The sequence below is a fragment of the Sphingomonas adhaesiva genome, assembly GCF_036946125.1.
In the GTDB taxonomy this organism is placed as follows: domain Bacteria; phylum Pseudomonadota; class Alphaproteobacteria; order Sphingomonadales; family Sphingomonadaceae; genus Sphingomonas; species Sphingomonas adhaesiva_A.
Window position 1 is genome coordinate 563,100 of the sequence record NZ_JAQIJT010000002.1, and the last position, 24,224, is coordinate 587,323.

Annotated in this window: 19 protein-coding genes and 1 other annotated feature; of the genes, 10 read left to right on the forward strand and 9 right to left on the reverse strand. The window is 64.4% G+C overall.

What is annotated here, in order from left to right:
* Window position 1 precedes the first annotated feature (1 nt).
* From PGN23_RS08980 to PGN23_RS09000, 5 genes are all read right to left on the reverse strand, one after another.
* Window positions 2-367, reverse strand: coding sequence for a hypothetical protein (locus PGN23_RS08980; RefSeq protein ID WP_335302540.1), 366 nt, complete (start codon window positions 365-367; stop codon window positions 2-4).
* On the reverse strand, window positions 364-3,030 hold the full coding sequence (locus PGN23_RS08985; protein WP_335302541.1) for an SMEK domain-containing protein: 2,667 nt from the start codon (window positions 3,028-3,030) through the stop codon (window positions 364-366). Before PGN23_RS08985 ends, PGN23_RS08980 begins: the two co-directional genes overlap by 4 nt.
* 521 nt (window positions 3,031-3,551) lie before the next feature.
* Window positions 3,552-4,783 (reverse strand): IS3 family transposase gene (locus tag PGN23_RS08990; protein WP_335302179.1). Its coding sequence is split into 2 segments (ribosomal slippage): window positions 3,552-4,492 and window positions 4,492-4,783, totalling 1,233 coding nucleotides; the frame shifts between segments, so codons are not numbered across the junction.
* Window positions 4,383-4,499 (reverse strand) — a sequence feature (AL1L pseudoknot). Its footprint overlaps the gene before it by 117 nt.
* A 12-nt stretch (window positions 4,784-4,795) precedes the next feature.
* Window positions 4,796-6,004 carry a hypothetical protein gene (locus PGN23_RS08995; RefSeq protein ID WP_335302542.1) on the reverse strand — a complete coding sequence of 403 codons (1,209 nt, stop codon included), beginning with the start codon at window positions 6,002-6,004 and terminating at the stop codon, window positions 4,796-4,798.
* Window positions 6,005-6,086: 82 nt separating this feature from the next.
* A complete protein-coding gene (locus tag PGN23_RS09000) occupies window positions 6,087-7,241 on the reverse strand; it encodes a hypothetical protein (protein ID WP_335302543.1) in 1,155 nt (384 codons plus the stop codon).
* Window positions 7,242-7,633: 392 nt separating this feature from the next.
* Here PGN23_RS09000 and PGN23_RS09005 point away from each other — a divergent pair, with 392 nt between their 5' ends.
* Window positions 7,634-8,617, forward strand: coding sequence for a hypothetical protein (locus tag PGN23_RS09005; protein WP_335302544.1), 984 nt, complete (start codon window positions 7,634-7,636; stop codon window positions 8,615-8,617).
* A 9-nt stretch (window positions 8,618-8,626) separates the two neighbouring features.
* The gene (locus tag PGN23_RS09010) at window positions 8,627-8,839 is read left to right on the forward strand and encodes a hypothetical protein (protein ID WP_335302545.1); all 213 of its coding nucleotides are present in this window, start codon (window positions 8,627-8,629) and stop codon (window positions 8,837-8,839) included.
* 290 nt (window positions 8,840-9,129) lie between these two features.
* Here PGN23_RS09010 and PGN23_RS09015 read toward each other — a convergent pair whose 3' ends face one another.
* Together PGN23_RS09015 and PGN23_RS09020 are read right to left on the reverse strand one after the other, a co-directional pair.
* Entirely contained in the window at window positions 9,130-10,410 is a 1,281-nt protein-coding gene (locus PGN23_RS09015) for a hypothetical protein (protein ID WP_335302546.1), read from the reverse strand.
* A 732-nt stretch (window positions 10,411-11,142) separates the two neighbouring features.
* Window positions 11,143-11,973, reverse strand: coding sequence for an aldo/keto reductase (locus PGN23_RS09020; protein ID WP_335302547.1), 831 nt, complete (start codon window positions 11,971-11,973; stop codon window positions 11,143-11,145).
* A gap of 467 nt (window positions 11,974-12,440) precedes the next feature.
* On the opposite strand from PGN23_RS09020, the gene PGN23_RS09025 reads away from it, so the two are divergent.
* Entirely contained in the window at window positions 12,441-12,926 is a 486-nt protein-coding gene (locus tag PGN23_RS09025) for a hypothetical protein (RefSeq protein ID WP_335302548.1), read from the forward strand.
* Window positions 12,923-13,852 (forward strand): SMP-30/gluconolactonase/LRE family protein, encoded by a 930-nt coding sequence (locus PGN23_RS09030; RefSeq protein WP_335302549.1) that lies wholly within the window; start codon window positions 12,923-12,925, stop codon window positions 13,850-13,852. The genes PGN23_RS09025 and PGN23_RS09030 overlap by 4 nt, the downstream gene beginning before the upstream one ends.
* Before the next feature lie 10 nt (window positions 13,853-13,862).
* Here the strand turns inward: PGN23_RS09030 and PGN23_RS09035 are convergent, their stop codons facing one another.
* Entirely contained in the window at window positions 13,863-15,365 is a 1,503-nt protein-coding gene (locus tag PGN23_RS09035) for an FAD-dependent oxidoreductase (RefSeq protein WP_335302550.1), read from the reverse strand.
* A gap of 29 nt (window positions 15,366-15,394) precedes the next feature.
* Window positions 15,395-15,964, reverse strand: coding sequence for a Dps family protein (locus PGN23_RS09040; RefSeq protein WP_335302551.1), 570 nt, complete (start codon window positions 15,962-15,964; stop codon window positions 15,395-15,397).
* Between the two features lie 183 nt (window positions 15,965-16,147).
* Between PGN23_RS09040 and PGN23_RS09045 the strand changes: the two genes are divergently transcribed.
* From PGN23_RS09045 to PGN23_RS09070, 6 genes are all read left to right on the forward strand, one after another.
* Complete coding sequence (locus tag PGN23_RS09045) at window positions 16,148-17,500, forward strand: alpha/beta hydrolase (protein WP_335302552.1); 1,353 nt, start codon at window positions 16,148-16,150, stop codon at window positions 17,498-17,500.
* Window positions 17,497-19,035 (forward strand): GMC family oxidoreductase, encoded by a 1,539-nt coding sequence (locus PGN23_RS09050; RefSeq protein WP_335302553.1) that lies wholly within the window; start codon window positions 17,497-17,499, stop codon window positions 19,033-19,035. The genes PGN23_RS09045 and PGN23_RS09050 overlap by 4 nt, the downstream gene beginning before the upstream one ends.
* 40 nt (window positions 19,036-19,075) lie before the next feature.
* Window positions 19,076-19,882, forward strand: coding sequence for an SDR family oxidoreductase (locus PGN23_RS09055; RefSeq protein ID WP_335302554.1), 807 nt, complete (start codon window positions 19,076-19,078; stop codon window positions 19,880-19,882).
* Complete coding sequence (locus tag PGN23_RS09060) at window positions 19,875-21,710, forward strand: glycoside hydrolase family 15 protein (protein ID WP_335302555.1); 1,836 nt, start codon at window positions 19,875-19,877, stop codon at window positions 21,708-21,710. Before PGN23_RS09055 ends, PGN23_RS09060 begins: the two co-directional genes overlap by 8 nt.
* Before the next feature lie 61 nt (window positions 21,711-21,771).
* Window positions 21,772-22,902: a Gfo/Idh/MocA family protein gene (locus PGN23_RS09065; protein WP_335302556.1), complete on the forward strand. Its 1,131-nt coding sequence runs from the start codon at window positions 21,772-21,774 to the stop codon at window positions 22,900-22,902.
* Window positions 22,903-23,000: 98 nt separating this feature from the next.
* On the forward strand, window positions 23,001-23,882 hold the full coding sequence (locus tag PGN23_RS09070) for a hypothetical protein (RefSeq protein WP_335302557.1): 882 nt from the start codon (window positions 23,001-23,003) through the stop codon (window positions 23,880-23,882).
* Window positions 23,883-24,224 lie beyond the last annotated feature (342 nt).

Consider the following 24,224-nt stretch of genomic DNA (forward strand, 5'->3'; position numbering starts at 1 on the left):
CTTAATCTTCATAACTGCTCTCCAGCTCCCTTACGCAATCGATGACCGTGTCCCGGACGTTGTCGTCATAGGCTTCTTCGAGGACGCCTCCGGGTGCCTTAATCTTGAGGATATGCGTCTTTTCGAGCTCAGTCGGTTCGAGATAGATCTCATGGGCGATTTCGAGGTAGGCCGCGAGCGTCGGATACTCCACGCAATAATATTGATCGTATTGCGCGCGCAGGTCGGTCGACCAAACGAAGAGCTGGTTGTAGACTCCCGTGAACAGTTGCGCTGCGAGCCCCGCCGGCTTGATCTGCAAGGCATCGAGAAACTCGCCGAGCGGCGGAATCCGGCGCAACGGCAAGACTAAATCCTTTTTGGTCATGCTGGGACTCCGGCGGGTTCTGCGATGTCCGCCAATAGCGTTTGCACCGCCGCGGTTTTGGCCGGCCGGACGAGCGCCAGGGCTTCGACGCAATTGGCGGCGTCCCCTGCTTCCTGGAACAAAGTGGAGGCGCTCTCGCGTTCGAGCCAGCCAGCATGTGCGGCGGCATGTAGGAAGAACGCAAGCCAATGGGGGGCGTATCGCACCAATCCTCGGCCGCCTTCGTCTTTCCCGACGTCCGTCACCAGCTCGTCGATACTTTGCCGCCAGGCGTGGGGGTCGTAATCGCGATGGCCGCCGAAGATCGCACGGATGAACTTGGCGTGCTCCTCCTCGTCAAGGCCGTTCAAATGATCGATGAGGATCGAGATGTTCAATAACTCGGCTGCGTCGCGCCGGTACAGCAGAAACAGCGCAATGCGGCGGCGGCGCCGGGTCGCGCCGGCGTCCGCCAGGATGGCCTTGACGCGCGCGACGTCTTCGCTCGTCTGCACCGCGGGGGGCAGAAGGTGGACGTTGAGGCTGAAATGCTCGGTGAAGTTCGTCGCGTTTTCGCAGGCCGCGATGGCGGCTGGGTTGTTCGCCCTGCGCGCGAGCAAATAGGCATAGCGGTAGACGCCTTCGTAGACCGGACGGCTGGACAAGCGGGCCAGTATTTCGGTCAGCGCCTGGGCCTGGTCGGCAGCAGCTCGATCGACCAGTCGATAGGCTATTACGAAGTCCCTGAGCTCGTCATAAGTGAAGGAGATGGCGAGGTCGCCGGCTGCGGCGAGGCCGTCGCTTTCGACTTCCCGGCGGAGGATGACGTCGTCCTCGACGAAGCGCCGGACGATCTCTTGTTCCTCAAGCGTAAAATCGCGCACCGACAGCTTGGAAAAATCGTCCGCGGCGAGCATCGCCGCTACGATTTTGAACAGAGTGGGCAAGGCCTTAGCTTGGTGCTGCTGCGGAAAGGAGTCGATCTTCTTGCGCAGATAGTCGGCAAAGAGGTCGCCTTTGTAAATGTCGGTCACATACCCGATATCGCTGCCCTCATAGCGTTCGCAGAAGATTCGCAGCAGCAAGAGATCGTTCTCGAGGAACGCCTTGGCTTGCCCCTGCAGCGACCCTTTGATGCTGAAATGCGCAAGATAGGCCTTCAACAGCCGCGCCTTACTGAGTTCGGTCATTTTCGACCGCAAGTCGTTCACGCGGTGGATATGGGCCGCGAACGGTTCGTTGAGCATCGTCGCGAAGCGCTCGTCGAAGAATTCGCTGCGGCAGGTGATAACGAGCTTGATCCAATCATATTGGCAAACCGCACCGCAGAAGGCCTTCAGCTCTTCGTTGAAGGAGGTGAGGTTGGTTACTTCGTTGATACCGTCAATCAGGATCACGAACGGCTTTTGCACGTCGTGTGCGACTTGGTCGAACAGCGTCAGATAATCGTGTAGCTTGGTGCCGTCTGGCGCATAGCGGTTGTGAGCTATATAATCGAACAGCCGCTTGCCCGGCGCGAAGCCGTTCAGCTGGCGCGCCGGTATGAACAGGCAAGGAATCTCGAAGAGCCGAAACTGATTCTCGACCAAGTCGCACACGAAGTTGGTCTTTCCTTGACCGGCCATGCTGGTGACGAGGAAGATCTTGTTGCGAATGAGGTCGATCAGCACGCGCGCTTCGTTCAAACGCGATGTCAGCCCGCTGGCAGCACCCTCCAGCTGGAGCCGTGCGATCATCCAGCCCGCCGAGTCTGGGGCCGCTGGCTTGTAGGGCGCCTCACCTTCGCCACGATACCACGACAGAGGGCGGACCTTGGCGAGCTCGACGTCGATCGAATCGCTCGCCCGGTCGAGCCATGCGCTGAGCTCGGCGAAGCTCGCCGGCGCGGCGCTGAGCAGGCTTGCGTCGACGTCCGACACCAGTTCGGGCTGGCCTGCTATTCTCAAGCTGGCATTGAGACGATCGTAGGAGAAACGGCGGAGCTTATCCTGGATCTTGCGGTAGAAGAACAACGGATTGGCGAAAAGCCTCATTTCTTCTTTGGTGGAGTGTGTCTCCACGAAGATCGCTGGAATGTATTTTCGTGACGTCTTTTCTACCTCGATCTTCTCGGTCGAAAAGGCGAGAAATTTGTCGAGTTGCTCACGGAAATTTGCATTGCTGTCGCGCTTAGCCCAGCTCGCGGCGAGATACTGATCGATGGCCTCTAGCTTGCTCGTCTCGAGGTGCCGGATGCGCGCCAGGATATCGCGCCAATCGACGATGTGCTGGGCCGGGTCGAACGGGATGGCAAGCGCGCCGATCGCCAACTCGAGTCGCTTCGCCGTGTACGACGACTGCTTCTCGGTCAACGCGACGACGTAGAGGTGATCGAACGTGTTATCCAGGCGATGCTGGTGAAACTTCTCGAGTGTCTTTTCAACCTTACCGCTCGATCCGTCGGTGGTCACCTGGAACGCGATCCTGTTCGTCGTGCACCCCAAGTCCACGGCCGGGAAGTTGGCTCGGACGTTGTTCAGGTTCTGCAAGTCGGGACAATCGAACACCAGTTTTATGACCGGTATGAGGAAATCCTCGGCAACCGAGTTGATGTCGAAGCGTCCGACCGCGTTGAGCGCCCTGATCTCGTGCTCGAGGCGCCCGACATATTTAGCGATGTTGTTGAGGTGATCGTCTCGGTTCATCGGACCACCAGTCGCCGCGAGCGCCGAGCCTTCAGGTTGCCGTCTGAGCCGCCCTGACGCTGCTCGGTGTGCCGGTCGGAATGTGACATTAATTCTCCCCTACGCGCCTAACTATCGAGAACGTTACGGTGCGGCGCAAGCAGGCGAACGAATCCTAGGCTGCGTCGTTCTCGGAGCGGCTGGCGCCGCGCCGCTGGAGGGCGATTGTCGGGAGGCGGCCTTGCACACACGGCGTCGAAGAGGTCGGCTCGGAATTCATACGATCGGACGATGGCCGGACGAAGGTCCGCTTGTCGGCTTTCCGTTTTATGTGCGGTCAGTCTGCAAGCGACCAAGATGCGACGTTGGTGTGCTGCAACTGAAACGGCAGCTTTGCTCAAAAGCCGACGTCCACCACTTCACCAACCAATCGTTGCATTACACCGAAGATGGCCGGAGGCCGCCGCTCGGCTTCCCATCCAAAACCTTCTAACGCAGCCGGCTGAACCGCGCCGGGTTTGCCGGAGGCCGTTGGATGTGAGTCACGCCGCCATAGGGATGATGTCCGCGGCAGCATAGTATTGCTCTTCGGCTTCGGCGGGCGGGATGTTGCCGATAGGCTCGAGCAGCCGGCGATGATTGAACCAGTCCACCCATTCCAGCGTGGCGTACTCGACCGCCTCGAAGCTGCGCCAAGGGCCGCGGTGGTGGATCACCTCGGCCTTGTAGAGGCCGTTGATGGTTTCCGCCAAAGCGTTGTCGTAGCTGTCGCCGACGCTTCCGACCGACGGCTCGATGCCCGCTTCGGCCAGGCGCTCGGTGTACTTGATGGACACGTACTGGCTGCCGCGGTCGGAATGGTGGACGAGGCCGCCACCCCGCATCGGTCGTCGGTCATGTAGCGCCTGCTCGAGCGCATCCAGGACGAAGCCGGCATGTGCGCTCCGGCTGGCGCGCCAGCCAACGATCCGGCGAGCGTAGGTGTCGATGACGAAGGCGACGTAGACAAAGCCCGCCCAAGTCGCGACGTAGGTGAAGTCCGACACCCAGAGCATGTTCGGCGCCGGTGCACGGAACTGCCGGTTGACCCGGTCTAGCGGGCATGGCGCCGTCCGGTCGCTGACGGTGGTGCGGACCGGCTTGCCGCGGATCACGCCGGCCAGACCCATCGCCCGCATCAGGCGGGCAACGGTGCAGCGGGCGACGTCGAACCCTTCGCGCCGCAGCTGCCGCCAGACCTTGCGCACGCCGTAGACGCGAAAGTTCTGCTCGAACGCGCGGCGCACCTCCGGCCCAAGCGCATCGTCACGCTGAGCCCGAGCCGACCTTCTGGTCGGCTCAATCCTGCTCGCTACATGGGCATGGTAGGTGGATGGGGCGATCGGCAGGACCCGGCAGATCGGCTCGACCCCGTACACCTCGCGATGCGCGTCGATGAACGACACCATCACTTCGCTCGGCGGTCGAGCTCCGCCATCGCAAAATACGCCGACGCCTTGCGCAGGATCTCGTTGGCTTGGCGCAGTTCGCGGTTCTCCCGCTCCAGTGCCTTCATTCGGTCGACGACGTCGCTCGGCACCCCGGCGCGCATCCCGCTATCGACCTCGGCCTTCTTTACCCACTCGTGCAGCGTCTGCCCCGCACACCCGATCTTCGCCGCGATCGACACCACCGCGGCCCAACGCGACGCGTGATCCTTCTCATGGTCCAGCACCATCCGCACTGCACGCGCGCGCACCTCAGGAGAAAACTTGTTCGTCGTCTTGCTCGTCATAGCCCCTTCCTCTCAGGAGTTGGGGCCTCCGGCAAACCCGGCGCGGTTCAGACCGCCATCTCCCAAAAGACCGACGACCGTCTCAAGGGCCGTACGCGGATGGTCATAGCCGCAACGGTCGGTCAGGCGACCCGCGATATAATTGTATTCAAGGGTAGAGTAAGTCTGCACGCATTTCGCAAGTTCTGGCGCTTCCGCAGCAGCCAGACACAAAAGCGTGAAACGAGCCCCTGCATCCACATCGCTGATGAGGTCATCAAAATGCTCGATATCCAGCGGAAAGCCGCGCGTGGGGTTGATCGCTAGATCACAGATCAAAAGGAAGAGACCGACAACCGGGTCGTCGTAGCGCTCCGGCCATTGCGCGCCCGTCAGCTTGAGGAACAGCTCGAAGGCATCCCCATAGAGTGGAGCGAAATAGCCGTCCTCACGATAGGTTTGAAGCAGTTCGGGGCCGCCGGCAGACGCCAGAAACTGGATCTGACAGAAGCGGGCCTGCCCCTCAAAGATGTGGCGCAGACCGATCTCCGCGTAGGGTGGCCGCCGGCCATAGGGAAAGCCTTCGCTGCCCTCGGCATGCAGCCGACGAATTTCCGCATCCCAGCCCTCGGGATCGGGGAACTGGCCGTCAGCGAAGTCGCATGAGCCGTTGATGGCGCTGACGGTTTCGCCATAGGCCTTCAGATAGCTGTGCCCCACACCAAGGAAGAAGGGCGAGCGCTCATGCTCCAACACCGACTTGGGAAAGAAGGCGAGCTGTTTGTAGTAATTTATATCCAGAGCGTTGTTGACAGCGACATTACCAGCAACGAGCCCTGGATCGAGGGCCGGCGTGCCGTCGATTAGTGCGCGATCTGCCCATGCCTTGACCGGCTTTACGGCTCCGACCTCGCGCGCAAAATCCGCGAGGAAGCCCATGCTGCCATAGACCTGTGCGGGGTAGGCCAGACTTAGAATCAGGCCTGCTGTCGAACCAACGTGCTGCCACCAGTGGATCGTTTCATGCAGATAGGTGGAATAGGCTTGATACAGTTCGGCCGTGTCATAGCGGTCTGTTTTCTGCCGGGTAATGGCATCGACCAGTTCGTGTGTACGGGGACTCAAGCGCAGCACGAAATGCTCCGTCGTGTAGGTCCCAAGCGCGTTAATGGTCGCCTCGAATACCGTCTGATCGCTGGCGGGATTGAGGAGGGCCGGGTCCAAATCGTAGAACCGAAGCATTGGTTTCAACCCTTAGTCGTAAAGATGGTGGCGGGATATTCGTAGAAGAAGTCCCGCCACCGATCTCAGCACTCGCGGTCGATCAGACGAGATCGGAGGCAATCGGACGGAACAGCTCAATTGGGCCCAGCACATGGCCGTCCGGGAGATAGCTTGCGCCGCTGAACCCGGTGATCCGGCGCTCCATGCGCGGAAGATCGTTGATCGTCATCGGCCCGTTTCGCGCGGTGTCGACAAGGTGTCGAAAGATCTTCTCCTCGATACCGATGAAAGTGCCTGGGCTCTGATCGAGCCTGAAGGGATCGTTCGGAACGACGACCAACTTTCCGTCTTCGAACTTGAAGGGCAGAACGCCCTCGGGATCGGTCGGGAAATAGCCTCCGACAAACCGAAGCCCCATCAGCGTCGGCAGCAGACATTCCCACAGAATGATCGGGAAACTCAGGTCATCAGCGATCGTCGTACCGGTCGCGAGCGCGGCCGAGAGGACTGGCTGGCGGACCTTCGCGAGGCTAGGTGCATAATGGAGGGAACGGACCGCGGCCGCGAACCCGCCGCTTTCATCGAAAAAGGGACGCTCGCCTGGGGTCTGGGGATCCTCTGCGGAGAGAGTCGTGAAGATGGCGGGGCTATGGGTGTGGACTGCCCATCGCATCGCAACAATGTAACCTTTAACGCTCATCGCGTTTCCGAACCGATCGAGAACGCGTACCCGGCTGAACTGATTGCGCCACATCGCAAATTTCTTAGCCTTGAAACCGACCGCCTCGATCGTGCCCTTCGCCTCTGCCAGCGATACTTGGCCTGTCGGCTCAACGCAGAAATAGTCGGGGGCATCTCCCTCGGTGCCGGGACTGCATTCGACGCACACACCGTTCGCCCATGAAAGCGCGCCGTGATTGCGGACGTCATCGATCCGTGCGACGTGAAAGATGTCGAGATGCTCGGCCAGGAACCACCGACAGAAGGCCTCGCCGAGCTCATTCGAATTGTTCTGCTTCTTTGTCTTGTTGGCGCCCAGGCCGTTTGGTTGGAACCGAAAAGCGGTGCATGGCTCCAGATACCGTACGTGCTCGAACTGGGCGAGGTCAGGGTTCGGCGGAGCCCTGTCATAACTCTGCAGATAATAATAATGATACAAGTCGGCTAGATCGACCATGATTTCGGTCACTAGACTTCCCGGCTTTGCTGGATTTTCAAGTGAGGCCGGCAGGACCGGAAACTTGTTGAGCGCCACTCTCACCGATTTTTGCATGCGTCCCCCTCAAACCATTCCCCGGCCGACGTCGGACGCAGGCATCACGTGCATTGCTCCATTGTGCTTGCGGTATCCGAGTGGTTCAATAGCCTCATTACTACGCTCAATGCGATTTGCGATAGCAGTGACGCTTGGGACCGCCTTGCTGCCTTCCATTCCCTACATCACGCTTTCGGGCAGGCCGGCTTGCGGTTCAAACTCCAACTGATGCGCTACGACCAATAGGCGTTCGCTTGGGGGAGCGGGTTCTAAGCTGACCAACAAGGAGCGTTGCGTAATTTCCGAAGACGTCGCGACACGTTAGCCGGTTCGCTTTTCTGCGCCGGGCAAATTGCCCATACGGGATCGAGACGAGGTAAGGGGCGAGGGCAATGGCAAACGATTCCGTCGAGGATCAAAACGATCAGGGAGGGACCAGTGGCTCGGCTGCGATTTTTGACGCCTTGAACCACGCGTGGGATCACGGTGAGTCGATCAAGGGGGCATTCCCTTCGCTCACGCTGGACCTGCCGCAAATTCCGCGCATGGAACTGCCGGTCCTCGCCGTGCCTGCCGCCGCCGGATTGTCCGAAGCCATCCAGCGCTGGCAGACGGCGATCGCGCCCTTGACCAAGATCGGTGAAGAGTTTCGCCACCGCTATGCCGAGATCATGAAGCCCTTCGCCGGGCTGAGTGAGCCTTTGCGCCGTCTTCAGATCATTGATGCGCAATGCGGCCGCCTCGAAGCGCTCGGCTGGTTGCCACACGCCAATTCGCCGCTAGATCTCGTCGCCGACCACCCGGAAGATCCCGCTGGGGTCAATGCCGCGATCCACCAACATTATGCGATCCACTGGCTCGATATCGCGCGTGCGCTGTGCGCCGACATCGATGCCAGCGCATTGGATGACGAGGCAAAGGCGACCTTCACCGAAGCGGTCGCAGCCCATGGCGCGGGTTTGTATCGTTGCGCACCGCGCCTGCTGTTTCCCGAGATCGAGCGGGTGTCGCGTAAGGAAATTCATGGCGGCGCACTCGACAAAATGGCGAGTCAGCAGCGCCTGATGGAAGCGATCGGCAGTCTGACCCCCGCCGAAATGTCATCGACCGGTGTCGCCGGCCTGCGCTTCTATAAGAAGCTCACCAAGCATCTCTACATGCATATGAAGGATGAAGCGGCGGTAGGGATCGCATCCGCCGATCCTGTGCCCAATCGGCATGCCTCACTGCACGGGATCGTTTCCTATTCCTCCCCGCAAAGCAGCATCAACGCAATCCTAGTAGCCGACTATCTCCTGCGCGCGATATCGACGATCAAGCAGCTCGCGGCCGAGGATGCGGCGGCCGCGCGTGGCCACGCCGTCGCGTCGAGCTGAGGCGCAGCCATGGATCTTGATCGATACCAGGACGCCGCGTGGAGCGAGATATCCTGGTATGTCGAGCGGCTCCGGGCCGAAGGCGTGGACGCGCTGTGGCGTTCGCGCGTCGTGCTCGGTGCCGCCGGGCTCGACGCCATCCTTGAGGATCAGGGCGCGAAGTTGCGCGACTTCATGAGGGGCGCCTCCTACGAAAAGGGCACGAGCGCTGGCGCGGCATAATAATCCGGTCGAGCGACACGGCTTCCTGATTGCCGCGACCTATTTGGCACGCTGCGCCGCTGCATGGCTCGACGTCGCATGTCGCTACGGCGTGTCCGCCGGTTATGGTCCGGAACCCCGCTTTCTGCTCGGGCAGGCGGCTGCTGCGGCCATCGAGCTTCGCGTTGAATGACGCTATGGCGGAAGGTGAATCAATCTCGCGGTAGATGCAGCTTCATCCTTCTATAAGGGAAGTGTCGCTTCGTTTGTGCAAGTCGCCTGTCGGTCTGCGCATAGGTCGAGGGTGCGCCCTAGCTCGCGTCAGAATCCGGTGGTCGCGCGTCGATCAGCGCGAGTCGCCGATGAACCAGTATGCGCAATTGTTCGAGCGCAGCGTGCCCGGATGGTAATTTGACGAATTGCAGCATGGCGGCATGATCGGTGAGATCTGCACCGCGAAATATCCAATAGTTGATGTGCCGGACGACCAGCTCGCGCAGGAACTGTCCGAGATCGTGGAGATCGTCGCCCGAGACACCGGCATGGACGTAATTGTTCCGCAGCCGGGCGATATGCGCCAGCTTCCACCTCGATAAGGCTGGCTCGCGCTCGCCAAACAGCGCGCGTTCGATCACTTTGTCGTTCGAGCCATTCTTGGCGTCCGCTTCGACATAGAGCTGTTCGAGCGCCGACCAGTAGCGCAACAGTCTGAGACTGCCGTCCCGGCTGACCAGACCATCCTGCAGCAGCATGACGGCGCGCACCAGAACCTCGCGCAACGGATGTGTATCGAGCGAAGCAAGTGCCTTTCTCGCCCAGGGCACGACCTTGAGGATGCGCTTCATCTTCGGAGGGAAGTGCTCCCAGGCGTCCTCGTCATAATCGGGATTGTACCAAATGCGGTTATCGCCTTGGAACACCATTCCGCGAAATACGAACTGGGTCGGACCCGGCCATAATTTGCCCTCGGTCCAGTTGCGTCCGCCCCAATGGGTGTGGCGCTGCCAGGACTCGTAGAGATTGAGCAGTCCCAGCATGAGCTGCAACGCGTCCATCATGCGATCGACCGCACGATTCTCGTCGCGCTCATCGCAGCTCAAGATCACATAGCCATAGCCTTCCGGCTGTTCCGGAAAGATATAGCCGACCCCGCTCAGCAGGTAATCCTCGCGCCGCATCCAGGCCGGCAAGGCGACTGTGGTGCGCAACGTGACGCCGCGCCAGTTCAGACTGAACCCCTTGCTATGGGCCATGTCTCGCGCCCGAAACTTGCTCCATAGCGAGTAGCGTTCGAGCGACACCGCAAGCGTCTGCCGGTGGAGCGCCGAAGCCTGTTCGATCAATGCCGCAGCCGTCATCGTCTGTGCGTGGCGGCAGGCGCGCAGGGCCTTGGAAAACAGGCCAATCGCTTCGGATCGGCTGACTGTCGGTTTGACCGAGAACGCATCGGGCAAAATTTCATAGAGCTCGTTGAAGTCGTAATGCCGATAGCTCAGCGTCCCTGCCTCAATTGTCGTGCCCGCTTCGAATGCGCGAAGCAGTTCATCGAGCATCTCGTCGGAAACCCATTTTTTCGATCGAGTGATCTTCATCGGACGTGCTTCATCAATCCTCTCGACGAGCCTGCTTCGCCGGAAAAATCTATACAACAGGCAGATCGCCATATTGGCAGACGCAACCATTTGGATAAAGTCTCTCAGGACGCTTGCGGCTTAGCAGCGCAGGCTTGGGCCAAATCGGATCAATTTGAGAATTTTAGACCTGCGGAATGGACGCACGCATGCATCTATTCCCGGGGTGGTGGCTGGAGATACGTATAGATTCACTAGGTTATCGTTATTATTGCTCTATAGTATAATCAATAAAGTGTTCTCGTCCGTTTGCCGCGAACAGCATTCCTTTATATAACTGGAATTTGTCTTAGTTTATTAACTGGTTTCTGGACAGTCGTTCGCGTCAGGCACTTAAAACGATTCCTAAATATTCCACTCTCGCTCGATAGTATATGCCTCGTTCCATTACTTCTTGGTAGCAAGTGTTCAAAATTTTTCCCGACCGTCATCTTAGCTCGGGCGCAAAAATATGACTGCCTGCTAGCGGCTCCTCTGCCGTCGTTCCGAGACACCGATAGAGCGAAGGTTGAACGTCGGCATCTGACCAGAGCCGACGTTCGCCGCGGCGCCGGTTAACGGCTAAAATGTCCCAATTTTCTCCATTCCCGCGACCCAGCAGATCGGTTGCGAAGCGATGAACAAATGTCCGGAGCTGGGAAGCGGGAATGGCCGTTTGAATGTCCGAGTATGGGTCGTCTCCGCCTCGCCTCCTTACAGCATAGCCAGCGGCTCGGATGTGCGAGGTGGTGCGAACAGGGAATCGAGCTGCTTGAGGTCGGCGTCGGAAAGGTCGACGTCCAACGCCGCGCGGTTCTCGCGGACATGGTCCACTGATCCAGCCTTAGGAATGGGGATGACGCCCTCCCTCGAAAGGAGCCAAGCGAGCGCAAGCTGTGCAGGCGTAGCGTTACGTTTCGCAGCGAGTTCAGCGAGACCGGGGTGGGAAACCAGTCGGCCCTGTTCGACGGGGCTATAGGCCATGATCGGCATGCGGCGTCGCGCCAGCCAAGGAATCAGGTCATATTCGGGACCGCGCCGCGTCAGATTATAGAGGATCTGGTCGGTCTGGCAGCTATCGCCACCGCTGGCGATCAGTTCCTCCATATCGGCAATGTCGAGATTGCTGACGCCCCAGCGCAGGATCTTGCCTGCCGCGACGAGCCGCTCCATCGCCTCGACCGTCTCGGTCAGCGGCACATTGCCGCGCCAGTGCAGCAGGTAGAGGTCGAGCCGATCGGTGCCGAGCCGTTCGAGGCTCGCCTCGCACGCGCGGGGCAGCCGGTCGCGTGAAGCGTTCTGCGGATAGGCCTTGCTGACAAGGAACACATCGTCGCGCGCACCCGCGATGGCTTCGCCGACGAGGCGTTCGGACTCGCCGTCGGCATACATCTCGGCGGTGTCGATCAGCGTGAGGCCGAGTGATAGCCCCTCGCGCAACGAAGCGATCTCCTGCGATCGCCGGCCATCATCCTCCGCCATCATCCAAGTGCCTTGGCCGAGCGCAGGGACGGTTGTGCCGTCGGGAAAGCGAATTGTCTTCATGCGGCAAGGAACGCCTGACGTCGTCGATCGGATCACCTCGCGGGGCTGGCTGGAACGCTTAATCGGGCGTTTTCGAATGCGTCAGCTGACTCCCAGCCTGCACGCCGCCGATTGTGCGTCCCCGGGCGAATCAGAGCACCAAAACAGGTGTGAAGACACCGTTTGCGGACTGTGCCAATTCACTGTAGCAACGGGCTGTGCAGACGGTTTCTGCATGTCAGTAAAATCAAGCACTTAACTGTGCTTTGTCTGGGGCGTAGAATCCTGCCGCCCCAGCCAGTTCCTCGCTAAGTAATTGGCGTCGCTAGTTAACACCACTCCCGTGACGCCCCGGTCTGCAGGCGGCTGTGCCATGGGGCTGGTCCCTCTTGCAGCCGGCGAGCAACCGGAAGGTCGGCACGTCGTTGCATCGTCGACACCAGTCCGAAGCTGCGGCGCCGTGATGTCGCCACCCGAGGAGACGTCGAATGCCTGATCTGCCGACCCGCGTGCTCCTCGACAACGACGGCACCGATGCGGAGCGGCCGCCGGTGCTGCCGTTCCTCCACATGTGGACCCAGCAGGACGGCACCAGCCGGATCGACCTGTCGTGCATGACGGGTTTCGGCATGAAGAGCGTCGGCGGCGGCGCAGACCCGCAGTGGTTGCGACCGTTTCCCGGCAGCGTGGAGGCGATCAATTTCGCCGTCCTGCCGGTCGGCTGGACGGGGGAGTGGCATGAGAGCCCGAAGCCGCAATGGGTCATACCGCTGCGCGGGCGATGGTTCATCGAGACGATGGATGGCACCCGCGTCGAAATGGGGCCGGGCGATATCCACTTCGGGCAGGATCAGGAAACCACCGGCGAAAAGGGGCACCGCTCCGGCCAGATCGGCGACGAGCCGTGCTTCCAGATCATGATCCAGTTCGCGACCTCCCCCGCGGCCCAGACGCGCGATCCGTTCGGGGCATGACGGGGCCCCCGTCGCTCACCCCGGCGCGGCTGCGGTCGCCCGGCCCGCCCGTCGCGGCCGGGGTCGACGCGCCGGTCATCCATCGCGGGGAGGCGCGCGCCGTGCTGGGGACGGCGCGGCTTACGACGCTCTACGATCAGGCGAGCTGGAGCGAGGGACCCGTGTGGTGGCCGCGCGAGCGGACGCTGGTGTGGAGCGATATCGTCGGACGCCGCGTGCTGGGTCGGCGCGAGGACGGCGCGGTCGATGTCCTGCTCGACGCGACACCGTTCATCAACGGCAATGCCGTGCTGCCCGACGGCGCGCTGGCGCATTGCGAGCACGGGCGGCGCGCGATCAGCCGGTCGGAGGGCGCAGGCGTGGCGACTCCCATCGTGACGGCCGCCGAGGGAAGGCGGCTGAACGCGCCCAACGACCTGATCATCGCGGCGGACGGGGCGATCTGGTTCAGCGATCCGACGTTCGGACTCGAAAATCCGCAACAGGGCGTGCCGGGCACGACCGAGAGCGGGCGGACCGCGATCTGCCGCATCGGCGTGGATGGCGTGGCGCGGCGAATGGTCGACATGGCGCAGCCCAACGGACTCGCCTTCTCCCCCGGCGGTGATATCCTCTACGCCTCGCAGACGCCCGAGCATGGGGAGGGCGAGATCGCGATCTTCGCCTTCGACTGGGATGGCGCGCGCCTGTCGAACCGGCGGCGCTTCGCCACGGTACCGGAGGGGATTCCGGACGGCTTCACCGTCGATGCGCGCGGCTGGCTGTGGAGCAGCTCGGGCGCCGGGGTGGAAGTGTTCGACGACGCGGGGCGCCACCTCGCCACCGTGCCGACGCCGGGGCTTTGCAGCAATTGCACGTTCGACGCCGATCAGGCGCGGCTGTTCGTGACCGGCGGCGCGCATCTTTGGATGCTGCCGCTGGCGTGACGGGCGGGTGTCAGCGGCGTTCCCATTCGGCCTCGCGCTCCAGCGACAGGCGATCGCGCCCGGCGGTCAGCAATGCCTGCTCGCGACCGTCCTCGGCGAAACGTACCGCGACGTCCTGCGCCGCGACGTCGCCGTCGATCGTGCGATCCTCGGGCGAGGCGACATGCCCGACGTAGCGCAGGCTGAGGTCGTAATGCCCCGACCAGAAGAACGGCACGTCGTCATATCCGTCCGACACCTGCCCCAGCAGATGCCGCGCGAGCCATTGTCCCATGCGTTGCGCGACGACCCAATGCTCGACGCGGATCGGGTGGCCCAGGCGACGGTCGGGGGCGCTCGCGATGTCGCCGATCGCATGGATCGCCGGGTCGGACGTGCGCAGGCGATCGTCCACCGTCACACCGCCGCCATCGGCCTTGTCCGCCAGCGCAAGTCCGGCGGCCTCGGCAAGGGCCAGGCGTGGCGCGACGCCCGTACCGGCGACGACCAGGTCGCCCTCGACATGCGTGCCGTCGTCCAGCATCGCGACCTTTCCGTCCCACCGCGCGATGCGGCGACCGGGGTGGAAGGTCACGCCCTTCTCCCCGTGCAGTTCGCGGATCATCGCGCCGATCTCGGCGCCGGCGGTCTTCTCTAGGGGCAGATCGGTATCGGAGACGACCGCTACCTCCAGCCCGCGCCCGATCAGCGAGGCGGCGACTTCCAGCCCGATGTAGCTCGATCCGACGACGATCGCGCGCCTTGCCTGCACGCTCGCCGCGATCAGGCGATCGGCATCGCTCACCGTGCGCACGACATGGACATCGTCCCGGTTCGAACCGTAGAAATCGGGCCGAACCGGCTCCGCGCCGGTGGCGAGGACGAGCGTTTCGTAGGGGAGCGAGGTGCCGTCGTCGAGCGTCACCGTCCTGTCGTCGCGCGTGATGGCGGCGACGGTCACGCCGGTGCGCAGGGTCACGCCGTCCGGCGCGGGCAACGCCATCTCCTTGCGCCCGGCCTTGCCGGCGAGATACTGCTTAGAGCAGAAGGTGCGATCGTAGGGCTCGTCGGCTTCGTCGCCGATCAACGTCACCGACGTGCCCGCACCGTGCCGCGCCAACATCTCGGCGCAGGCATGACCCGCAGCCCCCGCACCGACGATGACGACCCGTCGGATCGCCCGTGCCGATTGCTCCTGCACCCGATCGTCCACGGGATGTGCCGTCGCGACGTGGACGTGGCCGTCCTGTTCCGTCACCGAGAAGCGTTCCAGGGGCGCGAAGGCGGGAGCGCCGACCGCCTCGCCGCTTTCCACGTCGAACCGCGCGTGATGCCATGGGCAACGGATCGTTCCGTCGACGACGATGCCGTCCGCCAGCGGCGCTTTCAGATGGGTGCATTGGCCAGACAAGGCGCAGACGCGACCGCGGTGACGCACCAGCACGATGTCGGTGCCGTCGACCTGACCCGCGACAATCAGCCCTTCGGTCAATTCGGTGGCGGCGATGCCGTCCGCCAGATCACGTGTCGCCATCGCCGCCACCTTCCCGTCGAGACGCCTCGTCAGCCCGCGCGCTGCAGGTCGGTCGCGGCCAGATGCTCGCCGATGAACCACACCTGCGGTTCGCCCGTGCGGATGATGTCGCTCACCAGCAGGTCGTTGGTGCCGTCGTCGCCCGATTCGTCCGCGGCCTTCGCGCCTTCGTGCGCTTCCTCCAGCACGATCCGGTGCGCTTCCAGCAACCGCGCCAGCATCGTCGGAGCGTCCTCACGCCCGCGCGGGGGGCGCGGGATCTTGGTCATCTCGGCCACGTCGTGTGGCGTGGCGATGCTGATCCCGCCCAACGACTGGATCCGCTCGGCGACCATATCGACGAGTTCGGCCTGCTTTTCGTAATGTGTGTCGAGCAGCAGGTGCAACTGGTAGAAGGTCGCGCCCGACATCTGCCAGTGATGCTTCTTATACAGGTCGCGCAGCATCATCGTGTCGGCGAGCACCTGATTGAGGATCGCGACGCTCTGCTTGCGCGCGTTGTCGGACAGACCCAGCGGCAGGTCCTTCAACGTGCCGAACGGCTGTATCTCGCGATATTCGATCTCGTACTGCGGCTGTGCCTGATCTTTCTTCGCCACGGTCTTACTCCGGCATGATGCGAACGAGCGCCCCTAGCGTCTGCACGGGCGCGTAAGTTCCACCACCGGACCGAAAAACGTTATTTTCATCAATGATCAAAATTAATTCCTCGATTGCCGCACGTTAAGGGAACGGCGGCGGTTCTGCATCGTCCAGCATGGGCTTCAGCTGGATGAGATCGCGTGACCCCACCGACATTGCTATTTCTACATGCGCTGGGCATGAGCGGCGCCGAATGGGACCCGGTGCGCGATGCCCTGCCGGACGTGCCGTGTCTTGCGCTCGACCTGCCCGGCTTCGGCGCGCGGGCCGGCGACGGCCATGCCGACGTCGCCGCGATGGTCGACGACGTGGTCGCGACGATCCGCGATCACCGGCTGACCGCGTGTGTCCTCGTCGGGCATAGCATGGGCGGCAAGATCGCGACATTGGTCGCCGCGCGCGCCGAAGCGGGCGAGGAGGGGCTGTCGGGGGTCATCGGCGTCGTTCTGGTCGCCGCCTCGCCGCCGTCCCCGGAGCCGATCGACGATGCCCGCCGCAAGGAGATGGTCGGCTGGACCGCCGATGGCTCGATCGGCCGCAGCGACGCCGAAGCCTTCGTCGATGCCAATACGGCAACGCCACTGCCCGCGCCCGCGCGGGAGCGGGCCATCGCCGACGTCATGCGGTGCGACCGCGAGGCATGGCTCGCCTGGCTGGAGCGCGGTGCCGACGAGGACTGGAGCCACCGCGCCGGTCGCATCGCCCTACCGGCGCTGATCGTCGCGGGGGTGGAGGACGGAGATCTGGGGGAGGCGGCGCAGCGCCGTCTGAACCTGCCGCACTATTCCAACGGCACCGTTCGGATCGTTGCCGATGCCGCGCATCTGATCCCCTACGAACAGCCCGCCGCGCTCGCCGCGCTGATCGCGGAGCATGTCGCCGCGGTGTCTGCCGCGGCGCTGCCGGAGGGCTTCGCCCGCCTGCTCGCGTCTGACCGCGTCAGCGCGCGCGCGCGGGCGGCGCTGCTGGCGCGCACCCGCCCCTTGTCCGACGCGGCATCCGGCTGGTCGGTCGCGCAGCTGGAGGCGGTCTGCGCGCTGATCGCGCAGGTACTGCCCGAGGTCGGCGCCAACCGGGCGCTCGCCCGCCGTGTCGGCATGGCGGTGCATGGCGGCGGAGACGGCTGGCGCTTCGCCGACCTGCCGCCCGATGCCGAGGCATGGGCGCGGGGACTGGCGACGTTGGACGCCCTGACCGGCGGGTTTGCGGCGCTGCCGGCGGGGGATCGGACCGGCTGGCTGACCCGCGTCGATGCGGGGGAAGCGGGAGTCGACGACGATGTCGGCTGCCTGTCGCCGGCGCAGATGACGCTCTGGTTCCAGGATGCCCGGGCCGAAATCGTGCGGCAATGGATCGCGACGCCCGCCGCGATGGCGGCGATCGGCTATGACGGCTTTGCGGTCGGCGGCGATGGCCCGCGCAAGCAGGGCTACACACGTACCGCCGCCGATGATCTGGAGCGCTGGCAGCGTGATGCGCAGGTGGCCGCATGAGCCGCGCGCCGTTCGCCGATCATGATGTGGTCGACGCCGTCGTGGTCGGCACCGGCGCGGGTGGCGCGCCGCTGCTGGCGCGTCTGGCGGAGGCAGGGCTGTCCGTCGTCGCGCTGGAGGCCGGTCGCGCGTTCCGTCCGCACGAGCATGTCGCCGACGAACTGGCGGCCGACATCTACTGGATGGAAGAGCGGCTGAGCGGCGGGGACGACCCGACCGCTTTCGGTTCGAACAACTCGGGCATGGGCGTCGGCGGATCGACGCTGCACTGGGGCGCCTTCTGCCCCCGCCCCGACGAGCGCGACCTGCGGTTGAGGACGCTGACCGGCGAAGGTGCCGACTGGCCGATCCCCCATGCCGAACTGATCGAGTACATCCGCCGGGTCGAGGCGGACACCGGCGTATCCGGTCCCGCGCATTATCCGTGGGACGATACGCGCCGCTACGCCTATCCCCCGGTCGCGCGCAATGCGCCCGCCGATGCGATGGCGCGCGGTTGCGCAGCAGTCGGGATCACTGCGACCGACGCGCCCGCCGCCCTCGTGTCCCGCGACCGCGACCAGCCGGACTGGGGTCAGCGGCAGGCCTGCGTCAATTGCGGCACCTGTCACCAGGGATGCCGCAACGCCGCCAAGACCAGCATGGACACGACCTATCTGCCGCGTGCAGTCGCCCACGGCGCCGAGGTGCGGGCCGGGGCGCGCGTCGTGTCCTTCGAATTCGATGGCGCGGGCCGGATCGCGGCGGTGGTCTATCGCCGGCATGGAGAGGAGCGGCGCCAGCGCTGCCGCGCGGTGTTCCTGTGTGCGGGCGGGGTCGAAACGCCGCGACTGCTGCTCAATCTCGGAATCGCCAATTCCAGCGGTCAGGTCGGGCGCAACTTCATGGCGCATGTCGCGACGCAGGTGTGGGGCAGTTTCGACGCGACGATGCGGATGAACCGCGGCTACCCCTCGTCGCTCATCACCGAAGACCTGATGCGCCCCGAAGGCGCGGACTTCGCAGGCGGCTATCTGATCCAGAGCCTGGGCGTGCTGCCGGTCACGCTCGCGACGGGGCTGGCGCGCGGCGCGGGGCTGTGGGGCGAGCGGTTGCAGCAGCGCCTGCGCAACTACAACCGGATGGGCGGGATCGGGATCAACGGCGACTGCCTGCCGCATCCCGACAATCGCCTGACGCTGTCGGACGAGGTGGACGGGTTCGGTCAGCGCAAGGCGCGGATCGACTTCAGCTATCACGCCAACGAGCGCGCGATGGACGGCCATGCGCGCCGCACGATGACCGCGATCTGGGAAGCGGCGGGCGCGCGCGACATCTTCGCGGTCGATCGCTCCGCGCACACGATCGGCACCTGCCGGATGGGAGATGACGGCGACACGGCGGTCGTCGACGCCGATGGCCGCAGCTTCGACATCCCCAACCTGCTGATCTGCGACAATTCGGTCTTCCCCAGCGCGCTGGCGGCCAATCCCGCGCTGACCATCATGGCGCTGTCGCTGCGGACGGCAGACCGCTTTCTGGCGGCGGGGCGGTAGATGGCCGACCCCCGTCGCCTGCCGGCTCATGGAGTTTGCGATGCCCTTTCTGCCGCTTGACGGTCACGTCGCCATCGTCACGGGGGCCAGCTCCGGGATCGGCCTGGAGGTGGCCGACGCGCTCGCCGCCGCAGGCGCGGCGGTGGTCGTGAATTACCATTCCGATGCCGATGCCGCGGAGGAGCTGGTGAAGCGGATTTGCGACCGCGATGGGCGCGCCATCGCGGTCGGCGCCGATGTTTCGGACGAGGATGCGGTCGTGCGCCTGTTCGACGAAGCGGCGAGCGCGTTCGGGCGCATCGACGTGCTGGTCGCCAATTCGGGACTGCAAAAGGATGCCGCGATCGCGGACATGACGCTGGCCGACTGGAATACCGTCATCGACGTCAACCTCACCGGGCAGTTCCTCTGCGCGCGCGAGGCGGTGCGCCGCTTCCGCGCGCAGCCCGACGACGCACGGCCGGCACGCAGCAAGGGATGCATCGTGACGATGAGTTCGGTGCACGAGGTGATCCCCTGGGCCGGGCACATCAATTACGCCGCCTCCAAGGGCGGCAGCCGGATGCTGACGCGATCGCTGGCGCAGGAGGTGGCCGCCGACGGCATCCGCGTGAACGCCGTCGCGCCGGGTGCCATCCGCACGCCGATCAACAAGGAGGCGTGGGAGACGCCGGAGGCGCTCGAACAGCTTTTGCGGCTGATCCCCTATGGCCGGATCGGCGAGCCCGACGACGTGGCCCGCGCGGTCGTGTGGCTGGCGTCTGACGACGCCGATTACGTCACCGGCACCACGCTGTTCGTCGACGGGGGCATGACGCTCTATCCCGAATTCCGCGAAAATGGCTGAGCCGCTGGACGCGAGCGGGGTCGCGCCGCTGCGCTCGATCGGCGACCACGGGATCATCGGCGACCTCGAAACCGCGGCGCTCGTGGCGCGGGACGCGACGATAGACTATCTCTGCTGGCCGTCGCTCGACAGCCCGACGATCTTCGCGGATCTGCTCGATCCGGGATGCGGGGGCGCGTTCACGCTGCAACCGCAGCTGGACGCGCCCGAGCATCTGCAACTCTACGTGCCCGACACCAACGTGCTGCTGACCCGCTGGATGGCCGAGGGCGGGAGCGCGGAGGTCGTCGACCTGCTTCCGCTACCCGACGCGCGGGCGCACCCGGAAGGCGCGGCCCGCTGCCTGATCCGCCGTGTCTGCGTGACGCGCGGCACGATCCGCTTCAGCGTCGGCTGCACGCCCCGGTTCGACTATGCCCGCGAGGTGCCGGCCGTCGATGCCTCGGGCGAGGGGGTTCGCTTCGTCGGGCGCGACCTGACCCTGCGGATGTTCGCCTCCGTCCCGCTGGAGACGGAGGCAGGCGCGGTCGTCGCGGACTTCACCCTGAGGGATGGGGAGAGCGCCTGGTTCGTGCTGGGGGACGACAGCCTGCCGCGCCCCTCCGATGCGGCGATCGAGGCCGATGTCGCGGCGACGACCGCCGCCTGGCGTCGCTGGACCAGCAGATCGCTCTATCGCGGGCGCTGGCGCGAGGCGATGACGCGCTCGGCGCTGGCGCTGAAGCTGCTGACCTCGGCGCGGCACGGGTCGATCGCGGCGGCGGCGACCTTCGGCCTGCCGGAGGCGACCGGGGCGGAGCGGAACTGGGACTATCGCGCCACCTGGATCCGCGATGCGTCCTTCACCGTCTACGCCTTCCTGCGGCTGGGCTTCATCGACGAGGCCGAGCATTTCAACCGATGGGCCGGCGCTCGCGTGATGGCCGCCAGCCCCGACGCGCCGATCCGCATCATGTACGCCATCGACGGCAGCGAAGCCGCCGACGAGGAGGAGCTGCCGCATCTGGCGGGCTATGCCGGCAGCCGCCCGGTGCGGATCGGCAACGCCGCCCATGCCCAGACCCAGCTCGACATTTTCGGCGAACTGCTCGACAGCGTCTATCTGTCCAACAAGTACGGCACCGCCATCAGCCACGAGGGCTGGCAGCATGTCCGCGGGATCGTCGATTACGTCATCGACCATTGGCACGAGGCCGATGCGGGCATCTGGGAAATCCGCGGCGCGCATCGGCATTTCCTCCATTCGCGGCTGATGTGCTGGGTTGCGCTGGACCGCGCGATCCGGCTGGCGTTGCAACGCTCGCTGCCGGCCCCGCTCGTCGCATGGGCCGAAAGCCGCGACGCGATCGCCGAGGACATATGGGCAAACTTCCGCCACCCGGAGCACGGCTATTTCGTGCAGGAACGCGGCGGCACGGCGCTCGACGCGGCGCTGCTGATGATGCCGCTGGTCCGGTTCGTCTCCTCGACCGACCCGGTCTGGCTGAAGACACTGGATGCGATCGGGGCCGATCTGCGCGACGACGGGCTCGTCTATCGCTACCGCAACGCCGATGGGCTGGAGGGCGGCGAGGGTGCCTTCACGACCTGCACCTTCTGGTATGCAGAGTGCCTCGCGCGTGCCGGGCGGATGGACGAGGCGCAACTGATGCTCGGCAAGGGCATGGCCTATGCCAACGGGCTCGGCCTGTTCTCGGAGGAAGTCGATCGACGCGGGCATCCGCTCGGCAATTTCCCGCAGGCGCTGACGCATCTGGCCTTCATCAGCGCGGCCTATTTCATCGATCGCAAGCTCGACCCGACCTACCGCCCGCATTGGGCACCCTGATGCGATCGGAACCCTACGCCGCGCCCGCGCGTCTGCCCACGCTTCCACCCGGAGACATGATATGAGCCTCGCATCCGCCTTCGGCTTCGGCCCCAGGGTCCGCTACGCCATCGTTGGCCTCGGCGACATCGCGCAGGAAGCGCTGATGCCCGGCGTCTCGCATACCGGCAATTCGACGATCACGGCGCTGGTGTCCGACGATCCGGAGAAGCTGCGCGCGCTGGGAGAGCGCTACGGCGTCGAACATCTGTATCCCTACGAGCGTTTCGGCGAGCTGCTGGCCTCGGGCGAGATCGACGCGGTCTATATCGCGACGCCCAACTGGCGGCATGCCGAGTTCGCGATCCCCGCGCTGAATGCCGGCATCCACGTCCTGTGCGAGAAGCCGCTGGAGATCTCGGCGGCGAAATGCCGCGAGATCATCGCCGCCTCCGAGACGTCGGGTGCAAAGCTGATGACCGCCTATCGCCTGCATTTCGAGCCCGCGACGCTCGACGCGATCCGCCGCATCCGCGACGGCGAACTGGGCGAGCTGATCGCGTTTTCGTCCTGCTTCGCGCAGATGGTGGATCCGGCGAATCACCGCGCGACCAGCGGGATCGAGGCGGGGCCGCTGTTCGACATGGCGCCCTATCCGATCAACGCCATCCGTTATCTCTTCGGCGCCGAGCCGGTGGAGGTCGTCTCCGCCATCGGCACGCGGCATCCCGCCGCGGGCGTCGGCGACTTCGACGACACCCTCGCGGTGACGCTGCGGATGCCGGGCGATCGCTTCGCGCAATTCACGGTCAGCTACTTCGCCAACGACATCGACACGCTGGTCGTCGCGGGGACGAAGGGGGCGATCCAGATGAGTCCCTGCTACGGCTTCCAGAACGGGCTGGAACAGCGCCGGCAGGTGGGCAGCGACAAGGCGCACGAGGCGTTCAGGGCGACCGACCAGTTCGGCGGCGAGCTGCGCTATTTCTCCGATGCCATTCTCAACGACACGTCGGTCGAGCCCGACGGCGAGGAAGGGCTGGCCGACCTCGTCGTGATCGAGGCGATCGTCGAGGCGCTGACGACCAAGGGTCGGGTTGCGATCGAGCGGGTCGAGCGAGCGCGCCGGATCGATCCGACCGCGCAGGAGCAGAAGCTGCGCCCGGTATCCGCGCCCGAGCCGGTCAATGCGTCGAGCCCGTCACGCGATTGATGCGGCGTATCGACGTGTCATGTCCCGGGCGATTTGCGACACACCTGCATCGGGAGTAACGGCGGGCGTGCCGGTCATGGCGACGCCGGGGGGATCGGATGATGGAGCCGGCGGTCGAACATCTGGCGGGTGGCCAACGGACGGGCTTTCCGTATCGCCATGCCGCTCGCCTGCTCAACGCCTATCAGTTCCGCATCGGCACGATGGGGTGGCGGGCCTTCGATGGCCAGAACGTCGCGATGCTCCTGTTTTTCATGATCTATCGCGCGGCGCTGCGCGACCCGGATAATTACAGGATCAGCGTCAACGCCATCGCGACATCTCTGCGGCAATCGACGGAAACGCTGCGCCGCGCGGCGCGCCTGCTCGTCGCCCGGGAATTGTGTCGACCCGCCGCACGCGGCATCGAACGGGCTCCCGGCTTCCTCGATCATCCGCTGACGCTGGAGATCGGGGGGCACGTCGAACAAATCTTCGAAGGCATCCTGTCCGATTATCGTCGCAGCGGGCTTACGCTGCCGACAGGTATCGGGGAGCGCAGCACCCCCGAGCGCGTCGCCGCCGCTCTCGATGCCTATCTGTCCGTGCTGGAGCTGACGGAAAGCCGCATCATCCAGCCCGTCGTGCTGCACGTCACCGGCGCAGTGACCGTGCTCAACGCAGCGCACCTCGTCGAGGATGTGGAACTGGGTCTGCTCTACGGACAGGACGATACCGTACCACCAGCCGTGCTTCGCCGGCCCGCCACCGCACAGCAGGTGGCGGCGGAAAGCGGATTGGCACCGACGACCGTGTGGCGCCACCTGTCCGCCGCGTGCGACGCGGGGATCCTGCGTCGGGTGGCGGACGGGTATCTCTTGGCCGACAGGTTGATGTCGCACCCGGTGACCAGCGCGCGCTCGCGCGAGAAGATCGAATATCTCCACCGCGTGCTCCACGATCTGGCGAAGGGGCGCTACGCGGTCTTGCCGACCCGATGACGGCCCGCCCTCTCGTCCCGATCCGGGACAAAGGGTCGTTCATTCCATTTTGAGCAACGCGGCCATGGCGACGTCGTCGCGCGTGAATTAGCTCCGTCGGCAGGAACAGGGAATTTCATTTCATCATCCGACCACGTCGGCCGGTCCACGCGTCCCCGCGGCCAGGGGGCGTGGAGCCGCCGCACGGGGTCCTGCCGCACCGGCGCGCGACACGTCGTCGCGCGCGTCGCCCGATCTTGCGTCATCGTCCGGTCGCCCGTGTCTCGCACGCGGGCGGATCGATGCCGCACGCCGTCTCATCACCACGAGCGTCAGGCCGGAACCTGCGCCGCTATCGATCAA

Bases quoted from the DNA above. Each gene is read 5' to 3' on its own strand.
- PGN23_RS09035 (WP_335302550.1), bottom strand. From the start codon at position 15,365: ATGGCGACACGTGATCTGGCGGACGGCATCGCCGCCACCGAATTGACC.
- PGN23_RS09025 (WP_335302548.1), top strand. From the start codon at position 12,441: ATGCCTGATCTGCCGACCCGCGTGCTCCTCGACAACGACGGCACCGAT.
- PGN23_RS09015 (WP_335302546.1), bottom strand. From the start codon at position 10,410: ATGAAGATCACTCGATCGAAAAAATGGGTTTCCGACGAGATGCTCGAT.
- PGN23_RS08980 (WP_335302540.1), bottom strand. From the start codon at position 367: ATGACCAAAAAGGATTTAGTCTTGCCGTTGCGCCGGATTCCGCCGCTC.
- PGN23_RS09020 (WP_335302547.1), bottom strand. From the start codon at position 11,973: ATGAAGACAATTCGCTTTCCCGACGGCACAACCGTCCCTGCGCTCGGC.
- PGN23_RS09070 (WP_335302557.1), top strand. From the start codon at position 23,001: ATGATGGAGCCGGCGGTCGAACATCTGGCGGGTGGCCAACGGACGGGC.
- PGN23_RS09010 (WP_335302545.1), top strand. From the start codon at position 8,627: ATGGATCTTGATCGATACCAGGACGCCGCGTGGAGCGAGATATCCTGG.
- PGN23_RS09065 (WP_335302556.1), top strand. From the start codon at position 21,772: ATGAGCCTCGCATCCGCCTTCGGCTTCGGCCCCAGGGTCCGCTACGCC.
- PGN23_RS09055 (WP_335302554.1), top strand. From the start codon at position 19,076: ATGCCCTTTCTGCCGCTTGACGGTCACGTCGCCATCGTCACGGGGGCC.
- PGN23_RS09060 (WP_335302555.1), top strand. From the start codon at position 19,875: ATGGCTGAGCCGCTGGACGCGAGCGGGGTCGCGCCGCTGCGCTCGATC.
- PGN23_RS08995 (WP_335302542.1), bottom strand. From the start codon at position 6,004: ATGCTTCGGTTCTACGATTTGGACCCGGCCCTCCTCAATCCCGCCAGC.
- PGN23_RS09005 (WP_335302544.1), top strand. From the start codon at position 7,634: ATGGCAAACGATTCCGTCGAGGATCAAAACGATCAGGGAGGGACCAGT.
- PGN23_RS09050 (WP_335302553.1), top strand. From the start codon at position 17,497: ATGAGCCGCGCGCCGTTCGCCGATCATGATGTGGTCGACGCCGTCGTG.
- PGN23_RS08985 (WP_335302541.1), bottom strand. From the start codon at position 3,030: ATGAACCGAGACGATCACCTCAACAACATCGCTAAATATGTCGGGCGC.
- PGN23_RS09030 (WP_335302549.1), top strand. From the start codon at position 12,923: ATGACGGGGCCCCCGTCGCTCACCCCGGCGCGGCTGCGGTCGCCCGGC.